We start from the raw sequence: 23,273 nt of genomic DNA on the forward strand, positions 1-23,273 counted from the left end.
CGCGCCGCAATATCCGAAGGTCGGCAACTTCGGGTCGCGCGGCAAGATGGACAAGTGCACCTACTGCGCGGGCGGGCCGGAAGCGGACTCTACCCCGGCCGAGTACGCCAAATACGGCGCCAACCGTCTGGCCGAAGGCAAGCTGCCGATTTGCGCCGAGATGTGCTCGACCAAATCACTGCTTGCCGGGGACGGCGCGATCATCGCCGAGATCTACAAGGAGCGGGTGATGAAGCGCGGCTATGGCTCGGGCATGTGGGGCTGGAAGACCGCCTACAGCGATTCACCGACCGGCTGATGCAACGGCCGCCGCGCTTCGGCGCGGCGGCATCAGGGTAACTCCGATAACCGAAAGGCGTTGTGCAAATGCCAGGCTCATCTTCAATTCTCAGGTTCGCAAATCTCAAATTCGCGGTTTTCAAGCCGCTGCTTGCCGCGCTCGCGCTGTTGTTCGTGTTCGCACAGCCCGCGGCCGCGCAGATTTCCTTCAAGCCGACCGCCGAGGCCGTTCAGGAAGACAAGCTTCTGAACGCGCTGAAGGAGGGCGACAAGATCACCGGGCGCGTATCGATCCCCGACGGGAGTGCTGCCAATCTGATCCAGCCCGCGGGGCGCGACTGGCGCGACTTCCAGCGCAGCAAGCTGCCCTGGATCGGCGGCATTTCCATCCTCGGCATGTTGGCCGTGCTCGCGATCTTCCTGATGGTGCGCGGCCGAATTCGCGTGCACCAGGGATTTTCGGGGAAGACGATGCTGCGGTTCGCGAGCTTCGAGCGGTTCACGCACTGGCTCACCGCAAGCTGCTTCATCATCCTGGCGCTCTCGGGCCTGAACGTCAGCTTCGGACGCACCCTGATCCTGCCGCTGTTCGGCCCCGACGCTTTTGCGACCATGTCGGCCTGGGCCAAGCTTGCGCACAACTACCTGGCATTCCCTTTCATGCTGGGGCTTGCGATCATGTTCCTGATCTGGATCAAGGACAACATCCCGGGCAAGCTCGATTGGGAATGGCTCAAACAGGGCGGGGGCCTTCTGTCTGACGACAAGCATCCGCCGGCCAAGCGCTTCAACGCGGGCCAGAAGGGGATTTTCTGGATCGTGATCATCGGCGGCGTGCTGATGTCGGTGTCCGGCTGGTTCCTACTGTTCCCTTATCTTCCGGGCAACGTCACCGCACTCCAGTTCTGGACCGTGATCCACGCCGTGATCGCGATGCTCTTCATCGCCGCCATGCTGGCGCACATCTATATCGGTTCGATCGGCATGGAGGGGGCGTTTGATGCGATGGGAACCGGTGAGGTCGATCTCAACTGGGCCAAGGAGCATCACGCGATCTGGGTCAAGGAACAGCAGGCAAAGGGCGAAGCTCCATCTGATAGCACGGCCCGCGCAGTACCGGCGGAATAGTCCGGTCAGGCGCAAGCAAAACGTGAGGAAGTGACATGAAATCCTTTGTTGCGGCTCTGGCGTTCGCCATCGTCGCTGCTGTCGGCGTCGCGATGGTGCTCAACGCCATTCAGGAGCCAAGCTCCGTCGCCTTTACGACCACGGGCGCCAGGGTCAGCGATCCCGGCCATAATCTGATCGGCCCGGGCTGACGCCGGCGGTGGGCGTGCCTGACGTCACGCTGGCGTGGCCGGTCGAAATTCGCCTGCCGAAGGATCGCCGCACGTTGCGCGTTACCTTCGACGATGGCCGCACATTCGATCTCTCCGCCGAATTGCTTCGGGTGACCAGCCCGTCGGCCGAAGTGCAGGGGCATTCCGAAGCCGAGCGCAAGACCGTCGGCGGCAAGCGCAACGTCACCATTCTTTCGGTCGATTCTGTCGGCAATTATGCCGTCAGAATAGGATTCGACGACATGCACTCGACCGGCATCTACTCCTGGGCGTTCCTGCGCGATCTCGGCGAGAATGCCAAGCGGCGCTTTCAGCAATACCTCGACGATCTGCAGGCCAAGGGGCTCGATCGCGACCGGCCGGGCATACGCTGAGGCCGACGGGAATGGGACAATCGGTTTCGGCCAAAGCTCCACGTCGCGGCAGAGGCCGATCGGCGCTTCTGGCGCTTGCGGCCGTGTTGATCGCTCTGCCGATTGTTACAACGGCCGCCTTCGCGCAACTGCGCGGGCATGGCGGACCGGTGCGGGCACTGGCGATATCAGCCGACGGGCAAAGTGCGATCTCCGGCAGCTTTGATTCGACCGCGATCCGCTGGTCGCTGACGCGCAACGCGGCCGAGCAGGTGCTGCGTTTCCATTCCGACGCGGTCAATGCAGTCGCGCTGCTCGGGCAGGGACGCACGGCGACCGCCGGCGCTGACGGCCGCATCGCAATCTGGACCTTTGGCAAGACAGAGCCCGACGCGGTGTTCGAAGGCCACACGGCGCCGATTGTCGCGCTGGCGGTATCGCCTGATGGCACAACACTCGCATCGGCCTCGTGGGATCATACGGTGCGGCTCTGGCCGCTCGCGGGCGGCGCGCCGCGTGTGCTCGGTGAGCATACGCAGAACGTCAACGGCGTGGCGTTTACGGCCGATGGCCGCGCCCTGGTCAGCGTCAGCTACGACCTCAGCGTTCGCATCTGGCCGCTGTCGGGGGCGCAAACGCCGATGGTCGTTCCGATGCCGACCCCGCTCAATGCCGTGGCCGCAGGTGCTGACGGTGAAATCGCGGTCGGCGGTGCCGACGGCAAGGTTTACTTCCTGACCGCTGGCGGCGCGCGGGCCGGCGAGGTTGCGGCGGGGCCCAGGCCCGTGATCTCGATTGCGATTTCGCCTGACGGTGCGCTGGTTGCCGCCGCGGGCATCGGGGGCGCGGTCGCGGTGATCGATCGCAAGGCGCGCACGCTCACGCGCACGCTGGTCGGTCCGGGCCTGCCGGTCTGGTCGGTGGCATTCCTGCCGGACAGCCGCACGCTGCTCACGGGCGGCGCTGATAACATCATCCGGCGCTGGAACGCGGCGACGGGCGAGCCGGTCGATCCACTTCTCGTGGAAACGGCGGGAGATCCGCTCGCCGCCTATGCCGGCGATCATGGTGCGGAAGTCTTTCGCGCTTGCGTCGCCTGCCACACGCTCGCCACCGACCAGGCCAACAGGGCAGGCCCGACGCTCGCCGGCATTTTCGGCCGGCGCATCGCCACCGCAGCTGGCTACAATTTTTCCGAAGCGCTCAAGCGCCTCGATATCGTCTGGACGCCGGAGACGGTTTCCAAACTGTTCGAGGTCGGGCCACAGGCCTACACGCCCGGCACCAAGATGCCGGAGCAACGCATCGGCTCGGAGCAGGACCGCGCCGCGCTCGTACAATTCCTCGAGCGGGCGACAAGGAAATAGAGACCGGTTCAATCAAGCGCTATTTCCGCCGCCGTCACGGCTTCGTCGGCGTCGAAAAGACCAGCGACATATCCTCGAACTCTTCGATCGGAAGCTTGTTTGCGCCCGTGGTAGCCGGAGATTTTTTCCACGACGCCACGCCGGTGGTTGAGTGGTCACTGGAAATTGAGTACGAACGCAATGTGGTTGCGACAGCGAGCAGGGCGACTGCCACGAATCCGGAAATCAACAGACGCTTCATGAAAAAACTCCGTTGGCTCGATATGCAGTGTGGCTAGCACCACAGCATTACGGCCAACGGTCACGTGCGAATGTGGCCTGCGTCACCTATCACGATCTTGTTTTTGACAAGGCGGGTCGGTTCCATCAGCGAACGAACAGCGCGCCGGCCCTCGTGCGAATCTCGCACGTGAATCGAGCTTGCCTACGGGGCGGGACGACGACCGGTCCGGGGATTGAGCGGACCCGTTGGCCGGCGCCTTAACGCTTCCGGCAGGAATTTCTCGTCCGAAGCGGGCAAGGCGGTGGAGCGGACATCTGCCGCGAACTGGGCGCGCTCGTGTGGAGTCTGGTTGTCGTTGAATCTTCGCTTCACGTCGACGCCATCAACGGGATCGTTGACGCCATGCTGAATGTCTCTGGAGTCGTTCATGAAATTCTCCCCGACATTTTTCGATCGGCACGCTCGGCAACGCGAAATGGAGAACCGTGTTCCCGCCGCCATCCGGCAGCAGAGCGGTCAAATTGAAGCATCAAGCGGAACCGCCAGTGCCGTGGCCGATTGACTCCAGGTGAGTTTGGGAGAATGCGATGGGACTGGAAGTCGTGTATTTCTTCGGAGCGCTGGTGCTTCTTACCGCGCTGATCTATGGCACGCTGAGCTACCGTTACCGCAACAAGGCGGCGACGCGGGCAGGCGACGAAATCGTGCGGGAACGGTACCGGCAGAACCAGGGCTGAGAGGCGAAAGAATCCGACGCCCTGGGCAACAGAAAAACCAGTAGCCTCACGATGGCTAGCCGGAAGGAATGCATGAACAAGTTCGATCCTGACACCGTAGTGGCGATGCGAGCCGCGCTTGACGAAGTCTGCAGTCACATCCCCGCGGAATCGATATCGGCCCGCAGATTTGTCGCCTCGCGTATTCTGGAGTGCGCCGGCCGCGGCGTGACCGATTTCGACGACCTTAGAACCGCCGGAAGGCGCGCGGTGCTCGATCGCTTTGCCAGCGTCGACGCGGCCAGGAGCATGCTGCGCTGACCAATTGCTGGAGAGTTCGGAACGGTAGGCCGCGCCCGACCGGCGGCGCATGCGCTTGCCTCACGGCGCGCTTTTAGAATCCTTGGCGCCAAGCGCGGTCTTGCTGCCGGCCTCGCGACCGGGGACGCTGACGTGGACCTCATGGCCCTGGCGGATCGCCAGCGAAGCGGCAGCGACGGCCGCTTCGAAAGCCGCTTCCTTTGTGTCGTAGTCGTGCTGCGCGTTTCCGTCATGGAGGACCGTCCAGCCGTCCGGCTTGGAAACGATCATGTATTCGGCCAATCCCATCGTTGCCTCCTTGCTGCGCGGAAGAGCAACGTTGAAACCCGTTCCCGGGTTCCGTTGGCCTGTCGCATGTGTAAAGCGTAGGCCGCTTGCATGCTGCTGCGTTCGCCGACGATCCTGCTCGGAAGGATAGGGTCAGGTTTTCGGTGGACGTCCGCGTTTGGCGAACAGCACCCCCTGCATGTCGGCCGCGTTCTGAAGAAGGCCCGCGCGCTTTAGCGCCTCGCTTCGCGCAGGACCATGGGGCATGGCCCGCGCTTGCTCCAGTGCCGCCAGCGCCTCGCTATGCAGATCCCGTTTGGGCTGGGTTTCGCGATTCTTCCTGTCCATCCGAAAAGACTAGGAGGCGGGATTATCGTTTGTCTGTCCGGTGCCGGACGCTGGAACCGTAAGTCCACCGATTCGTCAGGAACCAAATTGGATGCTGGCCGCTTCCAATTTCTGGAGGTGTCCAATGAGCAAAGAAAAGCCCACCGATGATCCGCGTCAGAAGACGGACTGGGGATCGCACAAGCAGACCGACAAGCCCTGGAAAGGTAATCCGGAGAAGGAGCAACGGTCCGGGCCTTCAAAGCCTGACCTGGAAAAGTGGCATGAGACCAACACCCATTAGCCGTGCGCGGCACGATGGATGGAGATATCGCGGATGCTTGAAGAGAAACTGAAGGAAGCGATTGTTGCGGAGCTGAAGAGGCAGGCGGCGAATGATCCGCAATCGCTTAGCATCGAGGACTCCGAAGATCTCGTCGTCAATGGCAAGATCGATTTGGACGATCTGGCGATGGTGATTGCGGGCGCCGTCGCAGGAGGACCGTAAAAATCCTCGGCAGGAAGCCTGCCTTCCGCCAGGCTGAATCAGGAACAGAGATTGCCGCCGGACGTTCTCCCAAAAATGGTTGGACGTAATGATGACGGAACCGTTGCCCCTGCTTATTGAGAGTTCGATTGAAATCGCCTGGGACTATCTCGAGCGTACCGGGGAGTTGGGCGATGCGATGGTGGCCGGCCGCTTCCTCAGCGATACGATAGAGTTGATGGTGCGTCGTGGCGAGCGGCGGCGGTTGATGCTGGCCAACAAGGCAATCGCGGCTTATCAGCAGTTCAGGCGTCGGCAGTCCGAACATCCGGTGCTGGCCTCGGCCTGATGGCGGTTCCCTTGTGCGCGCCGGAACCCTTTGCGCGGGAACGTCTACCGGCAAAATGAAGGCCGGCAGTTCACGGGGACTAAGGCCAATGAAAATGGACGGCGAGACCGTGCGCATACGCGACGTCGAGACCATTGCTCACGTCAAGGGCAAGCTGATCAGCGTGAGTTACGAGCAGCGCAGGCGCGACGGCGAGCGACAAGCGCGCAAGCGCGAGATTTATGACAACGGCAATTCAGCCGTCATTCTTCCCTACGACCCTGCTCGAAAGACCGTGCTGCTCACCCGGCAGCTACGGCTGCCGATTTTCCTGCAGGACGGCATGGAGCGAACCGTGGAGGCGTGCGCCGGCAAGCTCGATGGTGAGAAAGCCGAACGGCGCATAGTGAAAGAGATGCAGGAGGAGCTTGGTTACAAGGTCTCGAAGGTTCAACGACTGTTCGAGCTCTATGTGAGCCCCGCTGCGATCATGGAAAAAATCGTCTTCTTCACCTGCGTCTATTCGCCGGCGGATAAGGTGTCCGACGGCGGCGGGCTCAAGGAGGAGGGGGAAGATATCGACGTGGTCGAAACTACGTTGGAGCAAGCTGCTGCGATGATCGCAGCCGGCGAAATCATCGACGCAAAGACGGTCGTTCTCGTTCAGTATTTGCGCAATCGCATGCTGGATGGGGCTCGCGGCTAACCGCAGCAGCCGGCGCCGGCGACCTGCATGGCAGGCCATCGCCCGTTACAGAAACGGCTTTCCGCCGGTAACCGCGATTGTCGCGCCGGACACGTAGCTGGAAAGCGGATCGGCCAGCATGACATAGGCGCTCGCAAGTTCGACCGGCTGGCCGGGGCGCTTCATTGGAACCTGCTTGCCGAAATTCTTCACGGCGTCTTCAGGCAAAGTGGAGGGAATGAGCGGCGTCCAGACCGGCCCCGGTGCGACCGTATTGGCGCGAATGCCCTTCTCGGCCAGCATCTGCGCCAGTCCCGCCGTGAAATTATGAATAGCTCCCTTGGTCGTCGCATAGGCCAGCAGAGTGGGGTTCGGCGCATCCGAATTGATCGATGCGGTATTGATGATGCAGCTCCCGGGCTTCATGTGGCCGACCGCGGCCTTGGTAAGATAGAACATCGCGTGGATATTGACCTTGAAGGTCAATTCCCATTCTTCGTCGCTGATCTCATCGATCGACTTGAAGCTGGCCTGGTGCGCCGCGTTGTTGACGAGGATGTCGATGCCGCCGAGCTCCGATACGGCTTTGGCAATGACGGCCCGGCAATGATCGGGGCGCTGGATGTCGCCCGAAACAAGAACGGCCTTTCTGCCCGCTTCAGTCACCAGCCGTTCGGTCTCCCGGGCGTCGTCGTGCTCCTCCAGATAGGAGATCAGGACATCGGCTCCCTCCCTGGCGAAGGCGATGGCAACTGCGCGGCCGATGCCGCTATCGCCTCCCGTGATGACCGCCTTCTTGCCGGTGAGCCGGCCGCTGCCTTTGTAGGAGGTTTCACCATGGTCGGGCAGCGGCTTCATCGCGCCGGTCGTGCCCGGCATCGGCTGACGCTGGCTGGGAAATGGTGGGCGCGGATAGTGCAGCATTGTATTTCTCCGAAAAGCGCGGCGCTGCCCTGGCTTCCTCTCGCAGCTTACCCTCGCCAAGGACTTCGGCGATGGCTTCCTTGGCGTTCCCTGCAGCCTGGCGGGCGCTCCGTTTGATCGTACCCGTGGGAGTCGTGACCTGCGCCGTGCAGCTTGTTCGAGATCAATATCCAACTGACGTCTTCGTTCCTGTGTGCGCTTGGCCGTGCCGTCGCACTCCTGATCGCATCAGTGGCAGGAACGTTACAGTACGCGTCGCGCTTGGTTCTCTAAGGAGTGGTGAAGAACAACACGCATTCGGCAGCGGCGAATTTGCCCCAACCGGAGCCTTGGCAAGGGACCACCGCAAAATGGAATCAACTTCGGATCAGCCGAGCAATAGAGGTGTTCGCCGAGCAGCAGCCATTCAATAATGAGCATCAAGTCTGGTCCGGCACCGCTTCGAGGGCGTCGAGCTTTACGAGATAGGCCAGCAGCAAGTCTCCCTGTGGCTGGCCGGCATCCCGTGCTGCTTCCCGATACACGGCAATTTCGCCCTCGGTCGAGCGTCGAGCCCGCAGCCGCGCCTTGCCATCCCACAGAGGGGCGCCGTTCGACGTCAAGCCGGCGATATCACGGCGCAGCCAATGCTCGTGGCAGAGTTGTTGGGATTCGCGCAAGTTCTTGGCTTCGAAAGCAAGGATAGGTCTTCCGCCGATATCCAGGGTGAAAATCGCAGGCAGCAGCATCATTCGACCCACGCCATATATCTGATGACCATGAAGAGGCCGGCGGCGCCAACGGCGATAAGGGCGCAGGACATTCCGATCCGCATCGCAATCAGAATGACGGTTAGCTTCATGCTTGTGGCCTGACGTTACCCGTTACACGGCGGCCGATGCCAAGACGTTCCTCAATCGCATTCGGGTCGGGCATCTGACGCCGGCGCGGACATTCGATGGACAAAAGAGCATCTTGCCTCGCTGCAAAATTAGCTCGTAACCGGGGTATCGTCTGTCCGATCCCTGACACATCGCTTCCGGAAACATAGTTCGAAACGGGCATCGCTTTGTGGTGGGGAATCTCCACTGTGCGAAGCTGGGCCAGGCCCTTTCGGATCGAAGCGGCAACGTGAGTCTTTGAATACCGGGGATCAGCAAGATAGCGAAGAAGATCCGGCAAGAAAGTAAAGATCAGGAACAGGCGATCGCGATCGGCCTGTCCCAAGCCCGGAAGAAGGGCGCCAAGGTGCCGAAGAAGCGTTCGAAGAAATCCTAGTCCGATCTGGCCAGATCGACAGCCGGATAGGCGACCATCCAGTCATCAAGCAATTCATCCCCGAAATCATCGAGCGCGCGAAGTCGATAGCGCTCGGGATTGCGGGACGGCAAGATTTTTCGGTTGCGAGGGAACGTTGGTTTTCGTGTCATCGCTCTTCGCCGCTCCGTCGGCATCCCCCCGTCCGTAGGACGGACGTTAGAACGGCGAGCGAATGATCGAGGTTCCCATGACCTCGCAAAAAACGGACTACGCCAGCGGCGGCTGACCATTGGAGGCGGAAACGCCGCCATCCACGGCTACATTTGCACCGGTCACGAAGCTGGCATCGGCGCTGGCGAGAAACGCAATGACGGCCGCGACTTCATGCGGCTCGCAAACCCGTCCGAGCGGAATTCGCTCCCGGAACTTTGCCAGCAGTTCCTCGTCCTCCATCATATCGGAGGTCATGCCGGTCCGGGTCAGGCTGGGACAGACGGAATTTACCCGAACGCCCTTCTTGCCGAGATCCAAGGCCAGTGACCGTGTCAGGTTCACGACAGCGCCCTTGGCAGCGTTGTAGGGGCTCGTTGCCCAGTCGCCCCCAGTTCCGGATACCGAGGCCGTATTGACAATCGAGCCGCCTGTCTTCTCGAGATGCGGCAGGGCGGCGCGGCAACCGAAGAAGACGCCGTCGAGATCGGTGGCCATCACCTTGCGCCACTGCTCGTTGGTGATTTCGGCGGGATCACCGCCTTCGTAGACGCCGGCATTATTGACCAGCACATCCAGCCGCGCAAAGCGCTTCACCACGGTCGCCACCATGGCATCGACGGCTTCGCTATCCGATACGTCGGCGAGGTGGGCCATGGTGTGTTGCGCCGGCAGCTCCTTCGCGACATTGGCGAGCTGCATTTCGTTGCGGTCCACCAGCGCGACACATGCGCCTTCGGACGAGAAGCGCCGCGCAGTAGCCTGCCAATGCCGGAGGCAGCGCCCGTCACGATGACGACCTTCCCTTCAAAGCGCTTCATGGCCGCTCATCATCTACGACAGGGGCGTTCGACCGGCTTTCCGCAGATCAAACTTGTGCGTGCTGCCCGCCGGGGCGTGAAATTGCGCTCAACGCCGCGCCCGTGCCGTCGCCGCCTTGCACCCGCGCGATGTCGCCCAGCGCAATGATGCCGACGAGCCGCTTGGCGCGATTGAGCACAGGCAGGCGACGGACTTGAATGTCACCCATGTTCACGCTCACTTCGTCGAGATCCTGATCTTCGTAGCAATATTTGACGTCGGCCGTCATCACGTCACCGACCCGTCCTTCCGGTCCTCGGCCCATGCCGATACCGCGGATGGCGATATCGCGGTCGGAGATCATGCCGACCAGGCGTTCATTATCGGTCACTGGCAGCAGCCCGACGCCGAGCGCGGCCATGGCCTGCGCGGCGTCTTTTAACGTATCGTCGGGAGTGCAGAGTTGAACCTCGGGGGTCATCGCATCGGAAACTTTCATGTGAGCCTCTCCGTTTGCCGGTTGTTTCATCCGCTAACTGGCGTCTCGGATCGCCGTTCCCGAAGTCAAATGAAATAGTCCCGGCTCCGGCGGAGAGACCTCAGACTGAGCCGAAGTCTCTCCCGGATTGTCCTACCAGCGGTCGTTGTCCACGCCGACGCCGACGCTCACGCCGGGTGCGCGGAAGCCAACGCCACCTCGCGGCCCGTCATCCCAGTCGCGATAGCGGCGACGCTCGATGTATCGTTCGCGCGGCGCATAGGCGTATGAATCGCGCACGATCACGCGGCTGCCGCCGCGGGTGCGATAGCAGCGTCCATCGTCGTCACAGACCATGCGGACCTGTTGGATCAGGTCGGAGTTTGTATATTCGTTCTCGCTGTAGACATCAGTCGCATTTGCGCTGCCGGTCAGGAGCGCGCCCGCGCCGGCCAGCAGGCCGATTGCAATCTTCCTCATAAAGTTCCTCCTCGTTCGAATGCTGCCCACCGGGGCACAAAGCGTCGCACCCGCTTTGGTTCCGGCTTTGGAAATCGACGAGGACGAAGTTCCACAAGATGCGTCCCCCGAGCAGGGGAACGGCGCAGAGTTCAAACAGAGCCGGGCGACGGGTTGAGGCACTGCCGCGCGTCTTCGCATCGGGCATTGCTTGTCGGACTCCAGCGAGACCAGCTCATTCTCCGACGAGGCCTATCGCCACGGCTGCGTGAATATCTTTACATCGAGCGTGACGATCGGAGCTATATTATCGAGCCGGCGAAGGCCGGATCGTCAAGGAAGCCGACGACTTAAGGAGAAGTGAGGAGAAGGTGACTGCGGTCCTGGTATTTGATTCAGTGTGTGAAGCCGGATTGGTTGCAAGCTTTCATCGTCCCGCAGGCAACTTTCGTCGCAGTTCATGCGTTGGGGGCACATGGAGCAGCAATAATGGCCACTGAAGCGAAACCCCGCATTTCTCACAACGCGCTCGTTCTCATTGGAGATGGACAAAAGGCCCTCTTTCTACGCAATAAAGGCACCCCGCAACGCCTCAACCTACAGGTGGAGCACATCCTCGAGCAGGACAATCCGGCAACACGCGAACAGGGAACTGATCGTCCCGGGCGGTCTATCCAGAGCGTCGGCACGGCCCGCAGTGCGATGGAGCAAGCCGACTGGCACTATATCGCAGAAGAACGGTTCGCCGGCACCATTGCCGAAGCGCTCTATCGCCTTGCCCACGGCAATCGCTTCGACAAGCTGGTTGTCGTTGCGCCGGCGAAGGTCCTCGGCAATCTCCGACAGGCATTTCATGCCGCGGTGACGGAGCGGATCGTCGGCGAGATTCCGAAGGAATTAACTTCCCATCCGATCCCCGATATCGAAAGGCTGATGGCGGCTTAGCGGTCTATGGCCGCCGCGGCCCGCGGCGGCCAGGTCCCGACATCTTGACTTGCACCGGGTCAGGTTACCGGGCCCGGATTGAACAGCGCGAGTGCGTTGGTCAGTTTCCAGTGCTCAGCCCAGGTTTCGCGACCGCTCGCGACGTCGAGAATGAGACGGAAGATTTCCCAGCCCACGTCTTCGATCGTCGCATCGCCGGTTGCGATACTGCCGGCGTCAACGTCGATCAGGTCATGCCAGCGTTGCTTGAGTTCGCTGCGGGTCGAGACCTTGATGACCGGCACGGCTGCAAGCCCATAGGGTGTTCCGCGGCCGGTGGTGAAGACGTGCAGTGTCATGCCCGAGGCAAGTTGCAGCGTACCGCAGACGAAATCGCTGGCCGGAGTTGCCGCGAAAATCAGGCCTTTCTGGCTGACACGCTCACCCGGCGCGAGCACGCCTGCGATCGGGCTGGTGCCGGACTTGATGACCGAACCCATCGCCTTCTCGACGATGTTGGAGAGGCCGCCCTTCTTGTTGCCCGGCGTGGTGTTGGCGCTGCGGTCGGCCTCGCCGCCGGCGAGGTAGCGGTCATACCAGGCCATCTCACGCACCAGCGCGTCCGCAATGTCCTGGTTCGCCGCGCGCGGCGTCAGGAGATGGATGGCGTCGCGCACTTCCGTGACTTCGGAGAACATCACGGTGGCGCCGGCGCGGACCAGAAGATCTGCGGCGAAGCCCAGCGCCGGATTGGCTGTCACACCTGAGAACGCATCGCTGCCGCCGCATTGCATGCCGACCACCAGCGCCGAGGCCGGGCAGGGTTCGCGGCGCCGCTGGTTCAATATCTTGAGGCGCGCGTCGGCCATCTGCACGATGTCCTCGACGATTTCGCCGAAGCCGGTGAGGCCCTCGTCCTGCATGCGCATGATTTCGTCGTCGGCGCTCATGCCCTCGGGCAGCAGAAGTTCGGGTTGAAGCTTCTCGCAACCGAGGCCGACGATCATCACCTCGCCGCCGAAATTGGGATTGCGGGCAAGGTTCTGCAGCGTGCGGATCGGGACCGCGGCGCCCGGCGCATTGATCGCAACCCCGCAGCCATAGGCATGTGTGACCGCCACCACGTCGTCGACGTTGGGATATTTCGGCAACAGCTCCTTGCGGATCCGGTCGAGTGCGAACTCGACCGTGCCGGCGACGCATTGCACGCTGGTCGAGATCGCGAGGATGTTGCGGGTGCCGACCGAACCGTCGGCATTGCGATAGCCTTCGAACGTATAGCCTTCCAGCGGCGGCAGCCTGATCGCATCACCGTTGGGCCTCGGCAGATTTTCGAACGACGGCGCGTCGGGCATCTGCACCAGCGATTCCTTGACCCAGCTACCTTTCGCGATTGGCGCCGCGGCATGGCCGATGACCTCGCCGTAGCGGCGAATGACTTCGCCCTCGTTGATGTCAGTGAGGGCAACCTTGTGTCCCTGCGGAATCTGCTCGATCAGCCGCAACCCGCAGGCAAATTCGGCACCCGGGTGCAGACCTCCGCGGTTCGCGACGATCGCGACGTTATCGTCCGCATGCATGCGGATGTAGAGCTTCGCGGTGACGGGCTGCATGTCGAATCCTTGTTCACTGGCGGCATCAGACAACGCGTAGCGGCGCTGCATGATCGAGGCAATCAGGTCAAACCACGCCTGTTATCAAGCGGCCTTCAGGGAAGAAGCTGGCGGCTACCAGCTCGATATCCGGCCGTATGGGGAATTAATCCTAGCTTGGTGACGGCGTCAGCCGAAACCTATTAGTAAAATAATATTACTAGTCAGAGCTGACCTTCCGTGAAATATTGCCCGCGCTGCCGACAATGGACAGCTCTAGAGGTGCCTCGATACCGAATTCGGGCATGCAGGCACCCTGAACAACATTTTGGGAGAACGCGCCTCATGACCTCCAAAGCCCTCCTTGCGGCCACCGCCCTGGTCGCCATCACGCTTTCACTTCCGGCAACCGCCGCTGAACTCACCGTCGGCTTTTCGCAGATCGGATCCGAATCCGGCTGGCGGGCGGCGGAGACGTCCGTCTCCAAATCGGAGGCCGCCAAGCGCAAGGTTACGCTCAAGATCGCCGACGCCCAGCAGAAGCAGGAGAACCAGATCAAGGCGATCCGTTCCTTTATCGCTCAAGGGGTCGACGCGATCTTCCTTGCGCCCGTGGTGTCGAGCGGCTGGGACGCGGTTTTGAAGGAGGCGAAGGAAGCCAAGATTCCGGTCGTGCTGCTCGACCGCGACATCGATCCGTCGGGCAAGGAGCTTTATCTCACCGCCGTCACCTCGGACAGCGTGCACGAAGGCGCCGTCGCCGGCGAATGGTTGGCGAAGACCGTGGGCGGGAAGGCGTGCAATGTCGTCGAGCTGCAGGGCACGGTCGGCGCGAGCGTCGCGACCAACCGCAAGAAGGGTTTTGACAGCGTCGTCGCCAAGAACGCCAACCTCAAGGTGGTGCGCAGCCAGACCGGCGACTTCACCCGCGCCAAGGGCAAGGAGGTGATGGAAAGCTTCATCAAGGCCGAAGGCGGCGGCAAGACGATTTGCGCGGTCTACGCCCATAACGACGACATGATGGTCGGTGCGATCCAGGCGATGAAGGAGGCCGGCCTCAAGCCCGGCAAGGACATCCTGACGGTGTCGATCGATGCAGTGCCTGACATCTTCAAGGCGATCGCGGCCGGCGAGGCCAACGCCACCGTGGAGCTGACGCCGAACATGGCAGGTCCGGCGCTGGACGCCATCATGGCTTACAAGGCCAAGGGAACCGTGCCGCCGAAATGGATCCAGACGGAATCGAAGCTCTACACGGCTGCCGACGATCCGCAGAAGATCTACGACAGCAAGAAGGGCCTCGGCTACTGATCGGTTGGCATCGCGCCGCCGGGTCCAGCACGGCCCGGCGGCCAAAGCCTTCTCGACGATCCGACGCGTAAGGTGAACATGCCGGACATTCGCGTTCGACGCGAACGTCGGTGGGAGTGATGTCGGCATGAATGCAAGTTCCGACCCTCGCCCCGCTCTCTTGGAGGTGCGAGGGCTGAGCAAGAGTTTTGGCACGCTGCGTGCCCTGCAGGAGGTGGATTTCACCTTGCGGGCCGGCGAAATTCACGCGCTGCTCGGCGAGAACGGTGCGGGCAAGTCCACCCTGATCAAGGCGGTGACCGGCGTCTTCCCGCGCGACGCCGGCATGGTCCGCCTCGGCGGCGCCGAGGTCGCGCCGCGCTCGGCCAAGGCAGCGGTCGATGCGGGGATTGCGACCGTCTATCAGGAGGTCAATCTGCTCCTGAACCTGTCGGTGGCGCAGAACCTCTATCTCGGCAGGCAACCGACGCGGTTCGGCCTGGTGCGCGAGGCCGAGATGCGCCGCTGCGCCGCCGCGCTGCTTGCCGAGTTCGATCTGCACATCGACGTCGCCGAGCCGCTCGGAAACTATTCGGTCGCGGTGCAGCACATCACCGCGATCGCGCGCGCCGTCGACCAGTCGGCGCGCGTGCTGATCCTCGACGAGCCGACAGCGAGCCTCGATCGCCATGAGGTCGAGATCCTTTTCGCTGTCATGCGCAAGCTCGCGCAGCGCGGAATCGGCGTCATCTTCGTCACGCATTTTCTCGACCAGGTCTATGAGATCTGCGACCGTATCACGGTGCTGCGCAACGGCCGGTTGATCGGCGAGCGGACGACTGCCGAACTGCCGCGGATCGAATTGATCCGCATGATGCTCGGCCGCGAACTCGCCGAGACGACCAGCGAGCGCACGGCGGCGCATGCGCGGCCGGTGGGAGAGATCTGCGCGCGCTTCGAGGACTATGGCAAGGGAGGCTATGTTGCGCCGTTCAATCTCGCGCTTCGCCGCGGCGAGGTGGTTGGGCTCGCCGGCCTGCTCGGGTCGGGCCGCACCGAAACTGCACGGCTGGTATTCGGCGCCGAGCGTGCCGACAGCGGCAGCGCCACGGTCGAAGGCAAGCCGGTCCGGCTGCAATCGCCGCGCGACGCCGTCGCCCATGGCTTCGGCTATTGCCCCGAAGAGCGTAAGACCGAGGGCATCATTGCCGATCTCACCGTGCGCGAAAACATCGTGCTGGCGCTGCAGGCCAAGCGCGGCCTTGCAAAGCCGCTGTCCCGCTCCGAGCAGGAAGGGATCGCGATGCGTTTCATCCGGCTGCTCGACATCCGCCCGCCCGAGCCGGAGCGCCCGATCGGGTTATTGTCCGGTGGCAACCAGCAGAAGGTGCTGCTCGCCCGCTGGCTTGCCACCGCGCCGCGCCTTCTGGTGCTCGACGAGCCGACCCGCGGCATTGATGTCGGCGCCCACGCCGAGATCATCCGCCTGATCCGAGATCTATGCGACGACGGCCTGGCGTTGCTGGTGATCTCGTCCGAGCTCGACGAGATCGTGACCTATTCGGACCGGGTGATCGTGCTGCGCGATCGCGCCCATGTCGATGAGCTGGAAGGGGACGCCATCGACGTCTCGAATATTCTAGCAGCGATCGCTGTCGCCGGCAGCGCCGGTGCGAAAGCCGGGCAGCCATGATGTCAAGACTGCTGCAAAGCCGTGGCCTTGCCCAGATCATCGCCTTGCTGGTGATCCTCGCGGTCGACCGCGCCGTCTCGCCGCAATTCTTCGACCTGCGGATGCAGGACGGGCGGCTGTTCGGCAGCCTGATCGACGTCTTGAATCGCGGCGCGCCTGTCGCGCTGCTTGCTTTGGGCATGGTGTTGGTTATCGCCACGCGGGGCATTGATCTATCGGTGGGCGCGGTGATGGCGATATCAGGCGCGATTGCCGCGAGCCTCGCCGATACCCATGGCCTGCCGTTGGCGCTCGCTGCAGCTCTCGGCGCCGGGCTGCTATGCGGGCTGTGGAACGGCTTTCTCGTTGCGGTGCTCGGCATCCAGCCGATCGTCGCCACCTTGATCCTGATGGTGGCGGGGCGGGGCGTCGCTCAGCTCATCACTGAGGGCCGGATCGTCACCTTCACCGCGCCCGACCTGGTCTGGCTCGGAAACGGCGCCGTGCTCGGCGTGCCGGCGCCGGTCGTGGTCGTGCTCGGCATGCTGATCGTCACCGGCGCGGTGGTCCGAGGCTCTGCGCTTGGCCTCTTGATCGAGGCGACCGGCGGCAACGCGCGGGCGAGCGAACTGGCCGGGATCGGCACGCGCGGCATGATCCTTGCGGTCTATGTCTGGTGCGGCCTCTGCGCGGCGCTGGCCGGCGTCATCGCCGCCGCCGACATCATGGGCGCGGATGCCAACAATGCCGGGCTCTGGCTCGAACTCGATGCGATTCTTGCGGTGGTGATCGGCGGCACCTCGCTGTTTGGCGGGCGCTTCAGCCTGGTGCTGGCGATGGTCGGCGCGCTGATCATCCAAGCCATGAACACCGGCATTCTGCTGTCGGGCTATCCGCCGGAGTTCAATCTCGTGGTGAAGGCGGCTGTTGTGCTGGTCGTTCTGCTGCTGCAGTCGCCGCGCTTCGCCAACGTCGGAGTCGTGCTGGGGAGGGCTCGCCAATGAGGAGGCTGCCGCCGGTCGCGATAACGGCCATGGTTTTCGTCGTCGGGTTTGCGCTCTGCACGGTGCAATTTCCCAATTTCGCTTCCAGCCGTGTGGCGGCCAATCTGCTGACCGACAACGCCTTTCTCGGCATCGTCGCCGTCGGCATGACCTTCGTGATCATTTCCGGGGGGATCGACCTGTCGGTCGGCTCGGTGATCGGCTTCACTACCGTGTTCGTCGCGCTGGCGATCGAGCGCCTCGGCTTGCCACCGCTCGTCGCCTTCGCTGCGATCCTCTTGCTGTGCGCCGCCTTTGGCGCGGCAATGGGCGCGGTCATCCACGTCTTCGACATGCCACCGTTCATCGTCACGCTGGCGGGCATGTTCCTCGCCCGCGGCGCGAGCTTCCTGATGTCGACAGAATCGACGCCGATATCAGCGCCGCTCTATTCGACGGTGTCGGATTTCGCCCTGCGGCTACCCGGCGGAGGCCGGCTTACCGCCATTGCCCTTATCATGCTCGCGGTCGTCGCCGCGGGAGCCGTGCTCCTGCATTTCACCCGCTTCGGGGCCAACGTCTATGCGCTCGGCGGCAGCCGCACGACCACGGCCCTGATGGGCATCCCGGTCGGATCCATGACGGTGCGCATTTATATGCTGTCGAGCGTCCTTGCCGGGCTCGCCGGCATTGTGTTCTCCTTCTACACTGCGGCAGGCTATTCCCTGTCGGCCGTCGGTGTCGAACTCGATTCCATCGCGGCTGTGGTGATCGGCGGCACCTTGCTGACCGGCGGCCAGGGGTCGGTGGTCGGCACGTTGCTCGGCGTGCTGATCCAGGGCCTGATCCAGACCTACATCAATTTCGATGGAACCTTGTCGAGCTGGTGGACCAAGATCGTGACCGGTATTCTGCTTTTCGCTTTCATCGCCCTGCAGCAGGCCATGCTGGGCATCGCCCGCCGCGCCGGCCCCCGTAAGGCAGGAGTCCTCAAACCATGACTTCCCGGCTTGTCGTCATCCCGACGCGGCGCGCGCATTCCAACCACGCCGAGGTTGCCCGCAGCATCGGCGTCGACATCATCGCCGGCCGTTACGCCGAAGGCGTCCGCCTTCCGGGCGATGCCGAACTCACGGCGATGTTCGGCGTGTCGCGGCCGGTCTTGCGCGAGAGCGTCAAGACCTTGGTCGCAAAGGGTCTCCTCACTACCAAAGCGCGGGTCGGCACGGTGGTGCGCGAGCGCGGCGCCTGGAACATGTTCGACGCCGACGTGCTGGCCTGGCATCTCGATGCCGGCATCGACCGGCGCTTTCTCAACGACCTTGCCGAAATCCGGCTCGCCGTCGAACCGCGCGCCGCCGCGCTCGCGGCCGGCCGCCGCTCGGAGGCCGACATCGCCGAACTCAATCGGAGCATGGCGCGAATGCGGGCGGAGGCCTCCGACTCCGTTGGTTTTGCTGACGGCGATCTTGCTCTGCACCTGGCCGTCGCCAATGCCTCCGGCAATTTGTTCATGCGTTCGATCGGCAACGTCATCGAGGCGGCGTTGCGCGCCTCGTTCCTGCTCAGCGCGCCGGTCGAGACGCAGGACCGCGAGACGGTGCTGTTGTGGCACCAGCGTATTGTCGATGCGATCGCCAGCGGCGATGCCAAGGCAGCCACCGTCGCCATGACCGAGGTGATCCACAATGGATTGCGCCGCCACAAGGAAGCTCCGGCATCGTCCGGCGCCGCGCCTGCGATCTCCACAGCCGTTGAGTCCGGAGAGCAATCATGAGCCCGCTTCGCGTCGCCATCGTCGGCTTTGGCAAGATCGCACGCGACCAGCATGTGCCTGCGATCGCCGCGACTGAAGGCGTGGAGCTGGTTGCCGTCGCCAGCCGCAACGCCTCGCTCCCCGGCGTGCCGCATGCGGCGACGCTCGATGAACTCCTGCGCGACGGTCCGGAAATCGACGCGGTGGCGCTGTGTACTCCGCCGCAGGTTCGTCACGCGCAGGCGGCGATGGCGCTTGCCGCCAGCAAGCATGTGATGCTGGAAAAGCCGCCGGGCGCGACGGTCGCTGAAATCAATCCGCTCGTGACCGCCGCGCGGGCAGCCCAGCGCACGCTGTTCGCGACGTGGCACTCGCGCTTCGCTCCGGCCGTCGAGCCGGCGCGGCAATTGCTGGCCGGCCGGCAGGTCACATCAGTCAAAATTACCTGGAAGGAAGACGTGCGGGTTTGGCATCCGGGACAAGCCTGGATCTTTGAGCCGGGCGGGCTCGGCGTGTTCGACCCCGGTATCAACGCGCTTTCGATCCTGACGCGCATTTTGCCGCAGCCATTATTCGTGACGTCGGCCGATCTCGCATTCCCCGCCAATCGCGACGCGCCGATCGCAGCCAACCTGGCGCTCAGCGATGTACAGGGGCTGCAGATCTCAGCCGAATTCGACTTCCTCCAGACCGGCCCGCAGAGCTGGGACATTGATCTCGACACGGATGGTGGCCCGGTCACCCTGTCTATGGGCGGGGCAAGGTTGAGGGCAGGGGGCATTGAGCTCGTCGATGCTGCCGAGGCCGAATATGCCGGGCTCTATCGCCGGTTCAGCGAGCTCTGCGCGACCGGCGAGGCCGACGTCGATCTCGCGCCGCTCCAGCTCGTCGCCGATGCGTTCCTGCTGGGGCGACGCCGCATGGTCGAGCCGTTCGAGGACGAGCCATGAACGTTCCGTCCGTCGCTTCCGTGGCACGTTCCCGCTTCGGCGTCCTGCCTGACGGCGCCGACGTCGAGCGCATTGTCTTGCAGCGCACCGACGGATTGGAAGCCCGCATCATCACCTATGGCGCAAGCTTGCAGGCATTGCTGGTCCCGGATGTGGACGGACGTCGTGACGACATCGTGCTCGGACATGACGCGTTCGAGGGATATCTCGCCCGCCGGCAGTTCTTCGGCGCGACGGTCGGGCGCTATGCCAATCGCATCGCCGGCGCGCGCTTTGTGCTCGACGGCGCCAAGGTGCAACTCGCGGCAAATAACGGGGCCAATGCGTTGCATGGCGGGCTGGAGGGCTTCGATCGCCGTAACTGGCGTATTGTCCGGATCGATGATGGCGATCAGCCGGCCGTGACCCTTGCCCATACCAGCGCCGATCGCGAGGAGGGGTATCCCGGCGCGCTGGAAGTGGAGGTGACCTGGCGTCTGACCGGGCCGATGGAGCTCCGGCTCGACATGGCGGCGCGGACCGATCGCCCCACCGTGGTCAATCTCACCAACCACAGCTTTTTCAATCTGGCCGGTGCGCGCTCGGGCCGGGACATTCTCGATCATCGCCTCACTGTGGCGGCGGATCATTTCCTCGCTATTGATAGCGGAGCGATCCCGTTGCCGCAGCCACCCAGCGAGGTCGCCGGCACGCCGTTCGACTTTCGTGATGGCGTCGAAATCGGCGCGAGGATCCGCAACGACCATCCGCAATTGCGCGTGGGCCGCGGCTACGATCATAATTTCTGCCTCGCGCCGGCACGCGGCGAGCCCCGCTTTGCGGCGCGGCTCGTAGCGCCGACGTCGGGCCGCGTGCTCGAACTGTTTACCAACCAGCCCGGCCTGCAGGTGTATTCCGGAAACTTCCTTGACGGCACCACTGCCGGCAAGGGCGGCCGCCTCTATCGGCAGTCCGATGCCATCTGCCTCGAGCCACAGGCGTGGCCCGATACGCCCAATCGACCTGACTTCCCGACGGCGCGGCTTACGCCGGGCGAGGTCTATCGCCACACCACGCTGTACCGCTTTACGCATGCAAATCGCGGCGCAATCGAGACACAATCCGCGGTAGAGTTGCCTGAGGGAGCAGGGCGATGAGCGGTGACTGCGAGATGGAAGAAGTGCCGACCACCGTTCTCTGCGGCGAGCGATGCCATCTCGGTGAGGGGCCAACCTATGACGCCGCCACCGACACGGCCTGGTGGTTCGATATCCTCGAACGCCGGCTGTTCGAGGCGCGGCTCGACACCGGGCGCACCACGATCCATTCCCTCGACGTGATGGGCAGCGCGCTTGGGCGGATCGACGCGCATCGTCAGCTTCTCGTTGCCGACGACGGTCTCTATATCCGCGAGCCCGCGGATGGACGGATGTCGCTGTACCATCCGCTCGAAGCCGACAATTCCGCAACGCGTTCGAACGATGCCCGGGTTCATCCGTCCGGCACCTTCTGGATCGGCACCATGGGTCGCCAGGCCGAGCAAGGGCTGGGCGCTATCTATGCGCTGCATCGCGGTGAGCTGTCGCGTCTCTATGAACACATCACAATCCCGAATGCGATCTGCTTCTCGCCGGACGGAGCCGTCGGCTATTTCGCGGACACGAGGGAGAATGCGTTGTTCCGCGTCGATCTCGACGCAGCGACGGGCCTGCCGCGCGGTGCGCCCGCCGCGCTGATCACCCGGCGGGGAGACGGCGGCATCGACGGCGCAGTGGTCGATGCCGACGGACTGATCTGGAATGCGCGCTGGGGCGGCGGCTGCATCGATGTCTACAGCCCGCAAGGCGAGCACCTGCGCAGCCTCCGCGTTCCGGCACGGCAGGCAAGTTGTCCTGCTTTTATCGGGCAGGATCTCTCACGTCTGCTTGTTACCTCGGCGTGGCAGGGGATGGCGGAGGAAGCGAAACGCGCCGATCCCGATCGTGGCCGTACGTTCGTGCTCGATGTTGCAGCGCGTGGCCGCCCTGAACCGGACGTAAAACTTGCCATGGATTGATGGAGTTGCAATGGCTTGATGGAGGACGATGAGGCGCAGCAGCCAACCGCGCAGAATGATTGAGTTTCAAGAGCCGCATTCAGCGGCCTGACGATCCAGGAACCATAGATCCTCGATGATCAAAGGGAGTGAAGCATGACTAGTCTGAAGACCACTTTGTCGGCCTTGGCGCTGGCAGCAACCATGGCAGCAACGGCGGTGACCGGCGCTTTCGCCCAGAGCAAGGGAACCGTCGGCATCGCCATGCCGACCAAGTCCTCGGCACGCTGGATCGACGATGGCAACAACATCGTGAAGATGTTGAAGGAGCGCGGCTACGGCACCGATCTGCAATATGCCGAGGACGACATTCCGAACCAGCTCTCGCAGGTCGAGAACATGGTGACCAAAGGCGCCAAGGTGCTGGTGATTGCGGCGATCGACGGCACCACGCTGTCGGACGTGCTGAAGCAGGCCAAGGCCAAAGGGATCACGGTTATTGCCTATGACCGATTGATCCGTGACACGCCCAATGTCGATTACTACGCGACCTTCGACAATTTCCAGGTCGGCGTGCTGCAGGCGCAGTCGATCGAGCAGGGGCTCGGGCTGAAGGAAGGCAAGGGGCCCTTCAATATCGAACTGTTTGGTGGCTCGCCGGACGACAACAACGCCTACTTCTTCTACAACGGCTCGATGTCGGTGCTGCAGCCCTATATCGACAACGGCAAGCTGGTGATCGGCAGCGGCCAGAAGGGCATGGACAAGGTTTCGACCCTGCGCTGGGACGGCGCCACCGCCCAGGCGCGCATGGATAACCTGTTGAGCGCGTTCTACGGCCGCAAGCGGGTCGATGCCGTGCTCTCTCCCTATGACGGCCTCTCCATCGGCATTCTTTCGTCGCTGAAGGGCGTCGGCTATGGCAGCGGCAACATGCCGATGCCGATCGTCTCCGGCCAGGATGCCGAGGTGCCCTCGATCAAGTCGATGCAGCGCGGCGAGCAGTATTCGACCATCTTCAAGGATACCCGCGATCTCGCCCGCGTCACCGCCGACATGGTGGACGCCTCGCTCAGCGGCAAGGAAGTTACCGTCAACGACACCAAGACCTATAACAATGGCGTCAAGGTGGTACCGTCCTATCTCCTGAAGCCCGTCGTCGTCGACAAGAGCAACTGGGAGAAGGTGCTGATCGACAGCGGTTACTACAAGCGTTCGCAGTTCGACTAAGCAGGACGGCGGCGCCGGCGATGACCGGCGCCGCCACCCGCCTGTCTCCGATCGCTGC

32 protein-coding genes and 1 pseudogene are annotated in these 23,273 nt (G+C 63.1%); 23 read left to right on the forward strand and 10 right to left on the reverse strand.

Going from position 1 to position 23,273, the window contains the following annotated elements; translation table 11 throughout:
• The 5 genes and pseudogenes from CP49_RS47355 to CP49_RS15670 all read left to right on the forward strand — a co-directional run.
• Positions 1–298: pseudogene (locus CP49_RS47355) on the forward strand (formate dehydrogenase); the annotation flags it as partial.
• A 68-nt stretch (positions 299–366) separates the two neighbouring features.
• Complete coding sequence (locus tag CP49_RS15660) at positions 367–1,407, forward strand: formate dehydrogenase subunit gamma (protein WP_057851113.1); 1,041 nt, start codon at positions 367–369, stop codon at positions 1,405–1,407.
• A gap of 35 nt (positions 1,408–1,442) precedes the next feature.
• Complete coding sequence (locus tag CP49_RS46020) at positions 1,443–1,598, forward strand: hypothetical protein (RefSeq protein WP_197423119.1); 156 nt, start codon at positions 1,443–1,445, stop codon at positions 1,596–1,598.
• 14 nt (positions 1,599–1,612) lie between these two features.
• On the forward strand, positions 1,613–1,993 hold the full coding sequence (locus CP49_RS15665) for a gamma-butyrobetaine hydroxylase family protein (protein WP_057851200.1): 381 nt from the start codon (positions 1,613–1,615) through the stop codon (positions 1,991–1,993).
• An 11-nt stretch (positions 1,994–2,004) separates the two neighbouring features.
• On the forward strand, positions 2,005–3,339 hold the full coding sequence (locus CP49_RS15670; RefSeq protein WP_082646037.1) for a c-type cytochrome: 1,335 nt from the start codon (positions 2,005–2,007) through the stop codon (positions 3,337–3,339).
• Positions 3,340–3,373: 34 nt separating this feature from the next.
• Here the strand turns inward: CP49_RS15670 and CP49_RS15675 are convergent, their stop codons facing one another.
• A complete protein-coding gene (locus CP49_RS15675) occupies positions 3,374–3,580 on the reverse strand; it encodes a hypothetical protein (RefSeq protein WP_057851114.1) in 207 nt (68 codons plus the stop codon).
• 183 nt (positions 3,581–3,763) lie between these two features.
• Positions 3,764–3,991, reverse strand: a complete 228-nt coding sequence (locus CP49_RS42825; RefSeq protein WP_082646038.1) for a hypothetical protein — start codon at positions 3,989–3,991, stop codon at positions 3,764–3,766.
• On the opposite strand from CP49_RS42825, the gene CP49_RS48645 reads away from it, so the two are divergent.
• The 3 genes from CP49_RS48645 (at position 3,990) to CP49_RS15680 (ending at position 4,599) form a co-directional block, all read left to right on the forward strand.
• Positions 3,990–4,124, forward strand: coding sequence for a hypothetical protein (locus CP49_RS48645; RefSeq protein WP_276326534.1), 135 nt, complete (start codon positions 3,990–3,992; stop codon positions 4,122–4,124). The genes CP49_RS42825 and CP49_RS48645 overlap by 2 nt on opposite strands.
• Before the next feature lie 25 nt (positions 4,125–4,149).
• Positions 4,150–4,299, forward strand: coding sequence for a hypothetical protein (locus CP49_RS44670; protein ID WP_156438457.1), 150 nt, complete (start codon positions 4,150–4,152; stop codon positions 4,297–4,299).
• A gap of 72 nt (positions 4,300–4,371) precedes the next feature.
• Positions 4,372–4,599 (forward strand): hypothetical protein, encoded by a 228-nt coding sequence (locus tag CP49_RS15680; protein WP_245310701.1) that lies wholly within the window; start codon positions 4,372–4,374, stop codon positions 4,597–4,599.
• Between the two features lie 60 nt (positions 4,600–4,659).
• Here the strand turns inward: CP49_RS15680 and CP49_RS15685 are convergent, their stop codons facing one another.
• A complete protein-coding gene (locus CP49_RS15685; RefSeq protein WP_057851115.1) occupies positions 4,660–4,887 on the reverse strand; it encodes a DUF2188 domain-containing protein in 228 nt (75 codons plus the stop codon).
• A 451-nt stretch (positions 4,888–5,338) separates the two neighbouring features.
• Here CP49_RS15685 and CP49_RS46025 point away from each other — a divergent pair, with 451 nt between their 5' ends.
• From CP49_RS46025 to CP49_RS15705, 4 genes are all read left to right on the forward strand, one after another.
• Complete coding sequence (locus tag CP49_RS46025; protein WP_197423120.1) at positions 5,339–5,497, forward strand: hypothetical protein; 159 nt, start codon at positions 5,339–5,341, stop codon at positions 5,495–5,497.
• 33 nt (positions 5,498–5,530) lie between these two features.
• On the forward strand, positions 5,531–5,701 hold the full coding sequence (locus tag CP49_RS46030) for a hypothetical protein (RefSeq protein WP_197423121.1): 171 nt from the start codon (positions 5,531–5,533) through the stop codon (positions 5,699–5,701).
• Between the two features lie 91 nt (positions 5,702–5,792).
• On the forward strand, positions 5,793–6,029 hold the full coding sequence (locus tag CP49_RS15700; protein WP_057851203.1) for a hypothetical protein: 237 nt from the start codon (positions 5,793–5,795) through the stop codon (positions 6,027–6,029).
• A gap of 88 nt (positions 6,030–6,117) precedes the next feature.
• Complete coding sequence (locus CP49_RS15705; protein ID WP_057851118.1) at positions 6,118–6,714, forward strand: NUDIX hydrolase; 597 nt, start codon at positions 6,118–6,120, stop codon at positions 6,712–6,714.
• A 45-nt stretch (positions 6,715–6,759) separates the two neighbouring features.
• On the opposite strand, the gene CP49_RS15710 is transcribed toward CP49_RS15705, so the two are convergent.
• Positions 6,760–7,617, reverse strand: a complete 858-nt coding sequence (locus CP49_RS15710) for an SDR family oxidoreductase (protein ID WP_057851119.1) — start codon at positions 7,615–7,617, stop codon at positions 6,760–6,762.
• A gap of 419 nt (positions 7,618–8,036) precedes the next feature.
• On the reverse strand, positions 8,037–8,348 hold the full coding sequence (locus tag CP49_RS15715) for a hypothetical protein (RefSeq protein WP_057851120.1): 312 nt from the start codon (positions 8,346–8,348) through the stop codon (positions 8,037–8,039).
• Between the two features lie 466 nt (positions 8,349–8,814).
• Between CP49_RS15715 and CP49_RS49245 the strand changes: the two genes are divergently transcribed.
• Entirely contained in the window at positions 8,815–8,874 is a 60-nt protein-coding gene (locus CP49_RS49245) for a hypothetical protein (protein ID WP_245310706.1), read from the forward strand.
• Here the strand turns inward: CP49_RS49245 and CP49_RS44675 are convergent.
• From CP49_RS44675 to CP49_RS15730, 4 genes are all read right to left on the reverse strand, one after another.
• On the reverse strand, positions 8,871–9,026 hold the full coding sequence (locus tag CP49_RS44675) for a hypothetical protein (RefSeq protein WP_156438459.1): 156 nt from the start codon (positions 9,024–9,026) through the stop codon (positions 8,871–8,873). The two genes, CP49_RS49245 and CP49_RS44675, sit on opposite strands and share 4 nt — an antisense overlap.
• A gap of 97 nt (positions 9,027–9,123) precedes the next feature.
• Positions 9,124–9,783 (reverse strand): meso-2,3-butanediol dehydrogenase, encoded by a 660-nt coding sequence (budC, locus tag CP49_RS15720; RefSeq protein ID WP_245310702.1) that lies wholly within the window; start codon positions 9,781–9,783, stop codon positions 9,124–9,126.
• 151 nt (positions 9,784–9,934) lie between these two features.
• Complete coding sequence (locus CP49_RS15725) at positions 9,935–10,366, reverse strand: CBS domain-containing protein (RefSeq protein ID WP_057851121.1); 432 nt, start codon at positions 10,364–10,366, stop codon at positions 9,935–9,937.
• Between the two features lie 132 nt (positions 10,367–10,498).
• Complete coding sequence (locus CP49_RS15730; protein ID WP_057851122.1) at positions 10,499–10,825, reverse strand: hypothetical protein; 327 nt, start codon at positions 10,823–10,825, stop codon at positions 10,499–10,501.
• Between the two features lie 468 nt (positions 10,826–11,293).
• Between CP49_RS15730 and CP49_RS15735 the strand changes: the two genes are divergently transcribed.
• Entirely contained in the window at positions 11,294–11,749 is a 456-nt protein-coding gene (locus CP49_RS15735) for a host attachment family protein (RefSeq protein ID WP_057851123.1), read from the forward strand.
• A 59-nt stretch (positions 11,750–11,808) separates the two neighbouring features.
• On the opposite strand, the gene garD is transcribed toward CP49_RS15735, so the two are convergent.
• Positions 11,809–13,341, reverse strand: coding sequence for a galactarate dehydratase (gene garD / locus CP49_RS15740; protein ID WP_063791704.1), 1,533 nt, complete (start codon positions 13,339–13,341; stop codon positions 11,809–11,811).
• 324 nt (positions 13,342–13,665) lie between these two features.
• Here garD and ytfQ point away from each other — a divergent pair, with 324 nt between their 5' ends.
• From ytfQ to chvE, 9 genes are all read left to right on the forward strand, one after another.
• The gene (gene ytfQ / locus CP49_RS15745; protein WP_057851124.1) at positions 13,666–14,631 is read left to right on the forward strand and encodes a galactofuranose ABC transporter, galactofuranose-binding protein YtfQ; all 966 of its coding nucleotides are present in this window, start codon (positions 13,666–13,668) and stop codon (positions 14,629–14,631) included.
• Positions 14,632–14,758: 127 nt separating this feature from the next.
• The gene (locus CP49_RS15750; protein WP_057851125.1) at positions 14,759–16,303 is read left to right on the forward strand and encodes a sugar ABC transporter ATP-binding protein; all 1,545 of its coding nucleotides are present in this window, start codon (positions 14,759–14,761) and stop codon (positions 16,301–16,303) included.
• Positions 16,303–17,286 carry an ABC transporter permease gene (locus CP49_RS15755; RefSeq protein ID WP_057851205.1) on the forward strand — a complete coding sequence of 328 codons (984 nt, stop codon included), beginning with the start codon at positions 16,303–16,305 and terminating at the stop codon, positions 17,284–17,286. Before CP49_RS15750 ends, CP49_RS15755 begins: the two co-directional genes overlap by 1 nt.
• On the forward strand, positions 17,283–18,266 hold the full coding sequence (gene yjfF / locus CP49_RS15760) for a galactofuranose ABC transporter, permease protein YjfF (protein ID WP_057851126.1): 984 nt from the start codon (positions 17,283–17,285) through the stop codon (positions 18,264–18,266). Before CP49_RS15755 ends, yjfF begins: the two co-directional genes overlap by 4 nt.
• Positions 18,263–19,042, forward strand: coding sequence for a FadR/GntR family transcriptional regulator (locus CP49_RS15765; protein ID WP_057851127.1), 780 nt, complete (start codon positions 18,263–18,265; stop codon positions 19,040–19,042). The genes yjfF and CP49_RS15765 overlap by 4 nt, the downstream gene beginning before the upstream one ends.
• On the forward strand, positions 19,039–19,971 hold the full coding sequence (locus CP49_RS15770) for a Gfo/Idh/MocA family protein (RefSeq protein WP_057851128.1): 933 nt from the start codon (positions 19,039–19,041) through the stop codon (positions 19,969–19,971). The genes CP49_RS15765 and CP49_RS15770 overlap by 4 nt, the downstream gene beginning before the upstream one ends.
• Positions 19,968–21,107, forward strand: a complete 1,140-nt coding sequence (locus CP49_RS15775) for an aldose epimerase family protein (protein WP_057851129.1) — start codon at positions 19,968–19,970, stop codon at positions 21,105–21,107. The genes CP49_RS15770 and CP49_RS15775 overlap by 4 nt, the downstream gene beginning before the upstream one ends.
• A 14-nt stretch (positions 21,108–21,121) precedes the next feature.
• Positions 21,122–22,006, forward strand: coding sequence for an SMP-30/gluconolactonase/LRE family protein (locus CP49_RS15780; RefSeq protein ID WP_057851206.1), 885 nt, complete (start codon positions 21,122–21,124; stop codon positions 22,004–22,006).
• Between the two features lie 135 nt (positions 22,007–22,141).
• Positions 22,142–23,215 carry a multiple monosaccharide ABC transporter substrate-binding protein gene (gene chvE / locus CP49_RS15785; RefSeq protein ID WP_057851130.1) on the forward strand — a complete coding sequence of 358 codons (1,074 nt, stop codon included), beginning with the start codon at positions 22,142–22,144 and terminating at the stop codon, positions 23,213–23,215.
• Positions 23,216–23,273 lie beyond the last annotated feature (58 nt).

Source organism: Bradyrhizobium valentinum (assembly GCF_001440405.1).
In the GTDB taxonomy this organism is placed as follows: Bacteria; Pseudomonadota; Alphaproteobacteria; order Rhizobiales; family Xanthobacteraceae; genus Bradyrhizobium; species Bradyrhizobium valentinum.

Excerpts from the sequence above, each read along its gene's own strand:
- CP49_RS15730 (WP_057851122.1), bottom strand. The coding sequence starts at position 10,825 with ATGAGGAAGATTGCAATCGGCCTGCTGGCCGGCGCGGGCGCGCTCCTG.
- CP49_RS46020 (WP_197423119.1), top strand. The coding sequence starts at position 1,443 with ATGAAATCCTTTGTTGCGGCTCTGGCGTTCGCCATCGTCGCTGCTGTC.
- CP49_RS15780 (WP_057851206.1), top strand. The coding sequence starts at position 21,122 with ATGGAAGAAGTGCCGACCACCGTTCTCTGCGGCGAGCGATGCCATCTC.
- CP49_RS42825 (WP_082646038.1), bottom strand. The coding sequence starts at position 3,991 with ATGAACGACTCCAGAGACATTCAGCATGGCGTCAACGATCCCGTTGAT.
- CP49_RS44675 (WP_156438459.1), bottom strand. The coding sequence starts at position 9,026 with ATGACACGAAAACCAACGTTCCCTCGCAACCGAAAAATCTTGCCGTCC.
- CP49_RS15675 (WP_057851114.1), bottom strand. The coding sequence starts at position 3,580 with ATGAAGCGTCTGTTGATTTCCGGATTCGTGGCAGTCGCCCTGCTCGCT.
- yjfF (WP_057851126.1), top strand. The coding sequence starts at position 17,283 with ATGAGGAGGCTGCCGCCGGTCGCGATAACGGCCATGGTTTTCGTCGTC.
- garD (WP_063791704.1), bottom strand. The coding sequence starts at position 13,341 with ATGCAGCCCGTCACCGCGAAGCTCTACATCCGCATGCATGCGGACGAT.
- CP49_RS15755 (WP_057851205.1), top strand. The coding sequence starts at position 16,303 with ATGTCAAGACTGCTGCAAAGCCGTGGCCTTGCCCAGATCATCGCCTTG.
- CP49_RS15715 (WP_057851120.1), bottom strand. The coding sequence starts at position 8,348 with ATGATGCTGCTGCCTGCGATTTTCACCCTGGATATCGGCGGAAGACCT.
- CP49_RS46030 (WP_197423121.1), top strand. The coding sequence starts at position 5,531 with ATGCTTGAAGAGAAACTGAAGGAAGCGATTGTTGCGGAGCTGAAGAGG.
- CP49_RS15660 (WP_057851113.1), top strand. The coding sequence starts at position 367 with ATGCCAGGCTCATCTTCAATTCTCAGGTTCGCAAATCTCAAATTCGCG.
- CP49_RS48645 (WP_276326534.1), top strand. The coding sequence starts at position 3,990 with ATGAAATTCTCCCCGACATTTTTCGATCGGCACGCTCGGCAACGCGAA.
- ytfQ (WP_057851124.1), top strand. The coding sequence starts at position 13,666 with ATGACCTCCAAAGCCCTCCTTGCGGCCACCGCCCTGGTCGCCATCACG.
- CP49_RS15775 (WP_057851129.1), top strand. The coding sequence starts at position 19,968 with ATGAACGTTCCGTCCGTCGCTTCCGTGGCACGTTCCCGCTTCGGCGTC.
- CP49_RS15725 (WP_057851121.1), bottom strand. The coding sequence starts at position 10,366 with ATGAAAGTTTCCGATGCGATGACCCCCGAGGTTCAACTCTGCACTCCC.
- CP49_RS15750 (WP_057851125.1), top strand. The coding sequence starts at position 14,759 with ATGAATGCAAGTTCCGACCCTCGCCCCGCTCTCTTGGAGGTGCGAGGG.
- CP49_RS15670 (WP_082646037.1), top strand. The coding sequence starts at position 2,005 with ATGGGACAATCGGTTTCGGCCAAAGCTCCACGTCGCGGCAGAGGCCGA.
- CP49_RS15680 (WP_245310701.1), top strand. The coding sequence starts at position 4,372 with ATGAACAAGTTCGATCCTGACACCGTAGTGGCGATGCGAGCCGCGCTT.
- chvE (WP_057851130.1), top strand. The coding sequence starts at position 22,142 with ATGACTAGTCTGAAGACCACTTTGTCGGCCTTGGCGCTGGCAGCAACC.
- CP49_RS15705 (WP_057851118.1), top strand. The coding sequence starts at position 6,118 with ATGAAAATGGACGGCGAGACCGTGCGCATACGCGACGTCGAGACCATT.
- CP49_RS15710 (WP_057851119.1), bottom strand. The coding sequence starts at position 7,617 with ATGCTGCACTATCCGCGCCCACCATTTCCCAGCCAGCGTCAGCCGATG.
- CP49_RS44670 (WP_156438457.1), top strand. The coding sequence starts at position 4,150 with ATGGGACTGGAAGTCGTGTATTTCTTCGGAGCGCTGGTGCTTCTTACC.
- CP49_RS15685 (WP_057851115.1), bottom strand. The coding sequence starts at position 4,887 with ATGGGATTGGCCGAATACATGATCGTTTCCAAGCCGGACGGCTGGACG.
- CP49_RS15735 (WP_057851123.1), top strand. The coding sequence starts at position 11,294 with ATGGCCACTGAAGCGAAACCCCGCATTTCTCACAACGCGCTCGTTCTC.
- CP49_RS46025 (WP_197423120.1), top strand. The coding sequence starts at position 5,339 with ATGAGCAAAGAAAAGCCCACCGATGATCCGCGTCAGAAGACGGACTGG.
- CP49_RS15765 (WP_057851127.1), top strand. The coding sequence starts at position 18,263 with ATGACTTCCCGGCTTGTCGTCATCCCGACGCGGCGCGCGCATTCCAAC.
- CP49_RS15700 (WP_057851203.1), top strand. The coding sequence starts at position 5,793 with ATGACGGAACCGTTGCCCCTGCTTATTGAGAGTTCGATTGAAATCGCC.
- CP49_RS15770 (WP_057851128.1), top strand. The coding sequence starts at position 19,039 with ATGAGCCCGCTTCGCGTCGCCATCGTCGGCTTTGGCAAGATCGCACGC.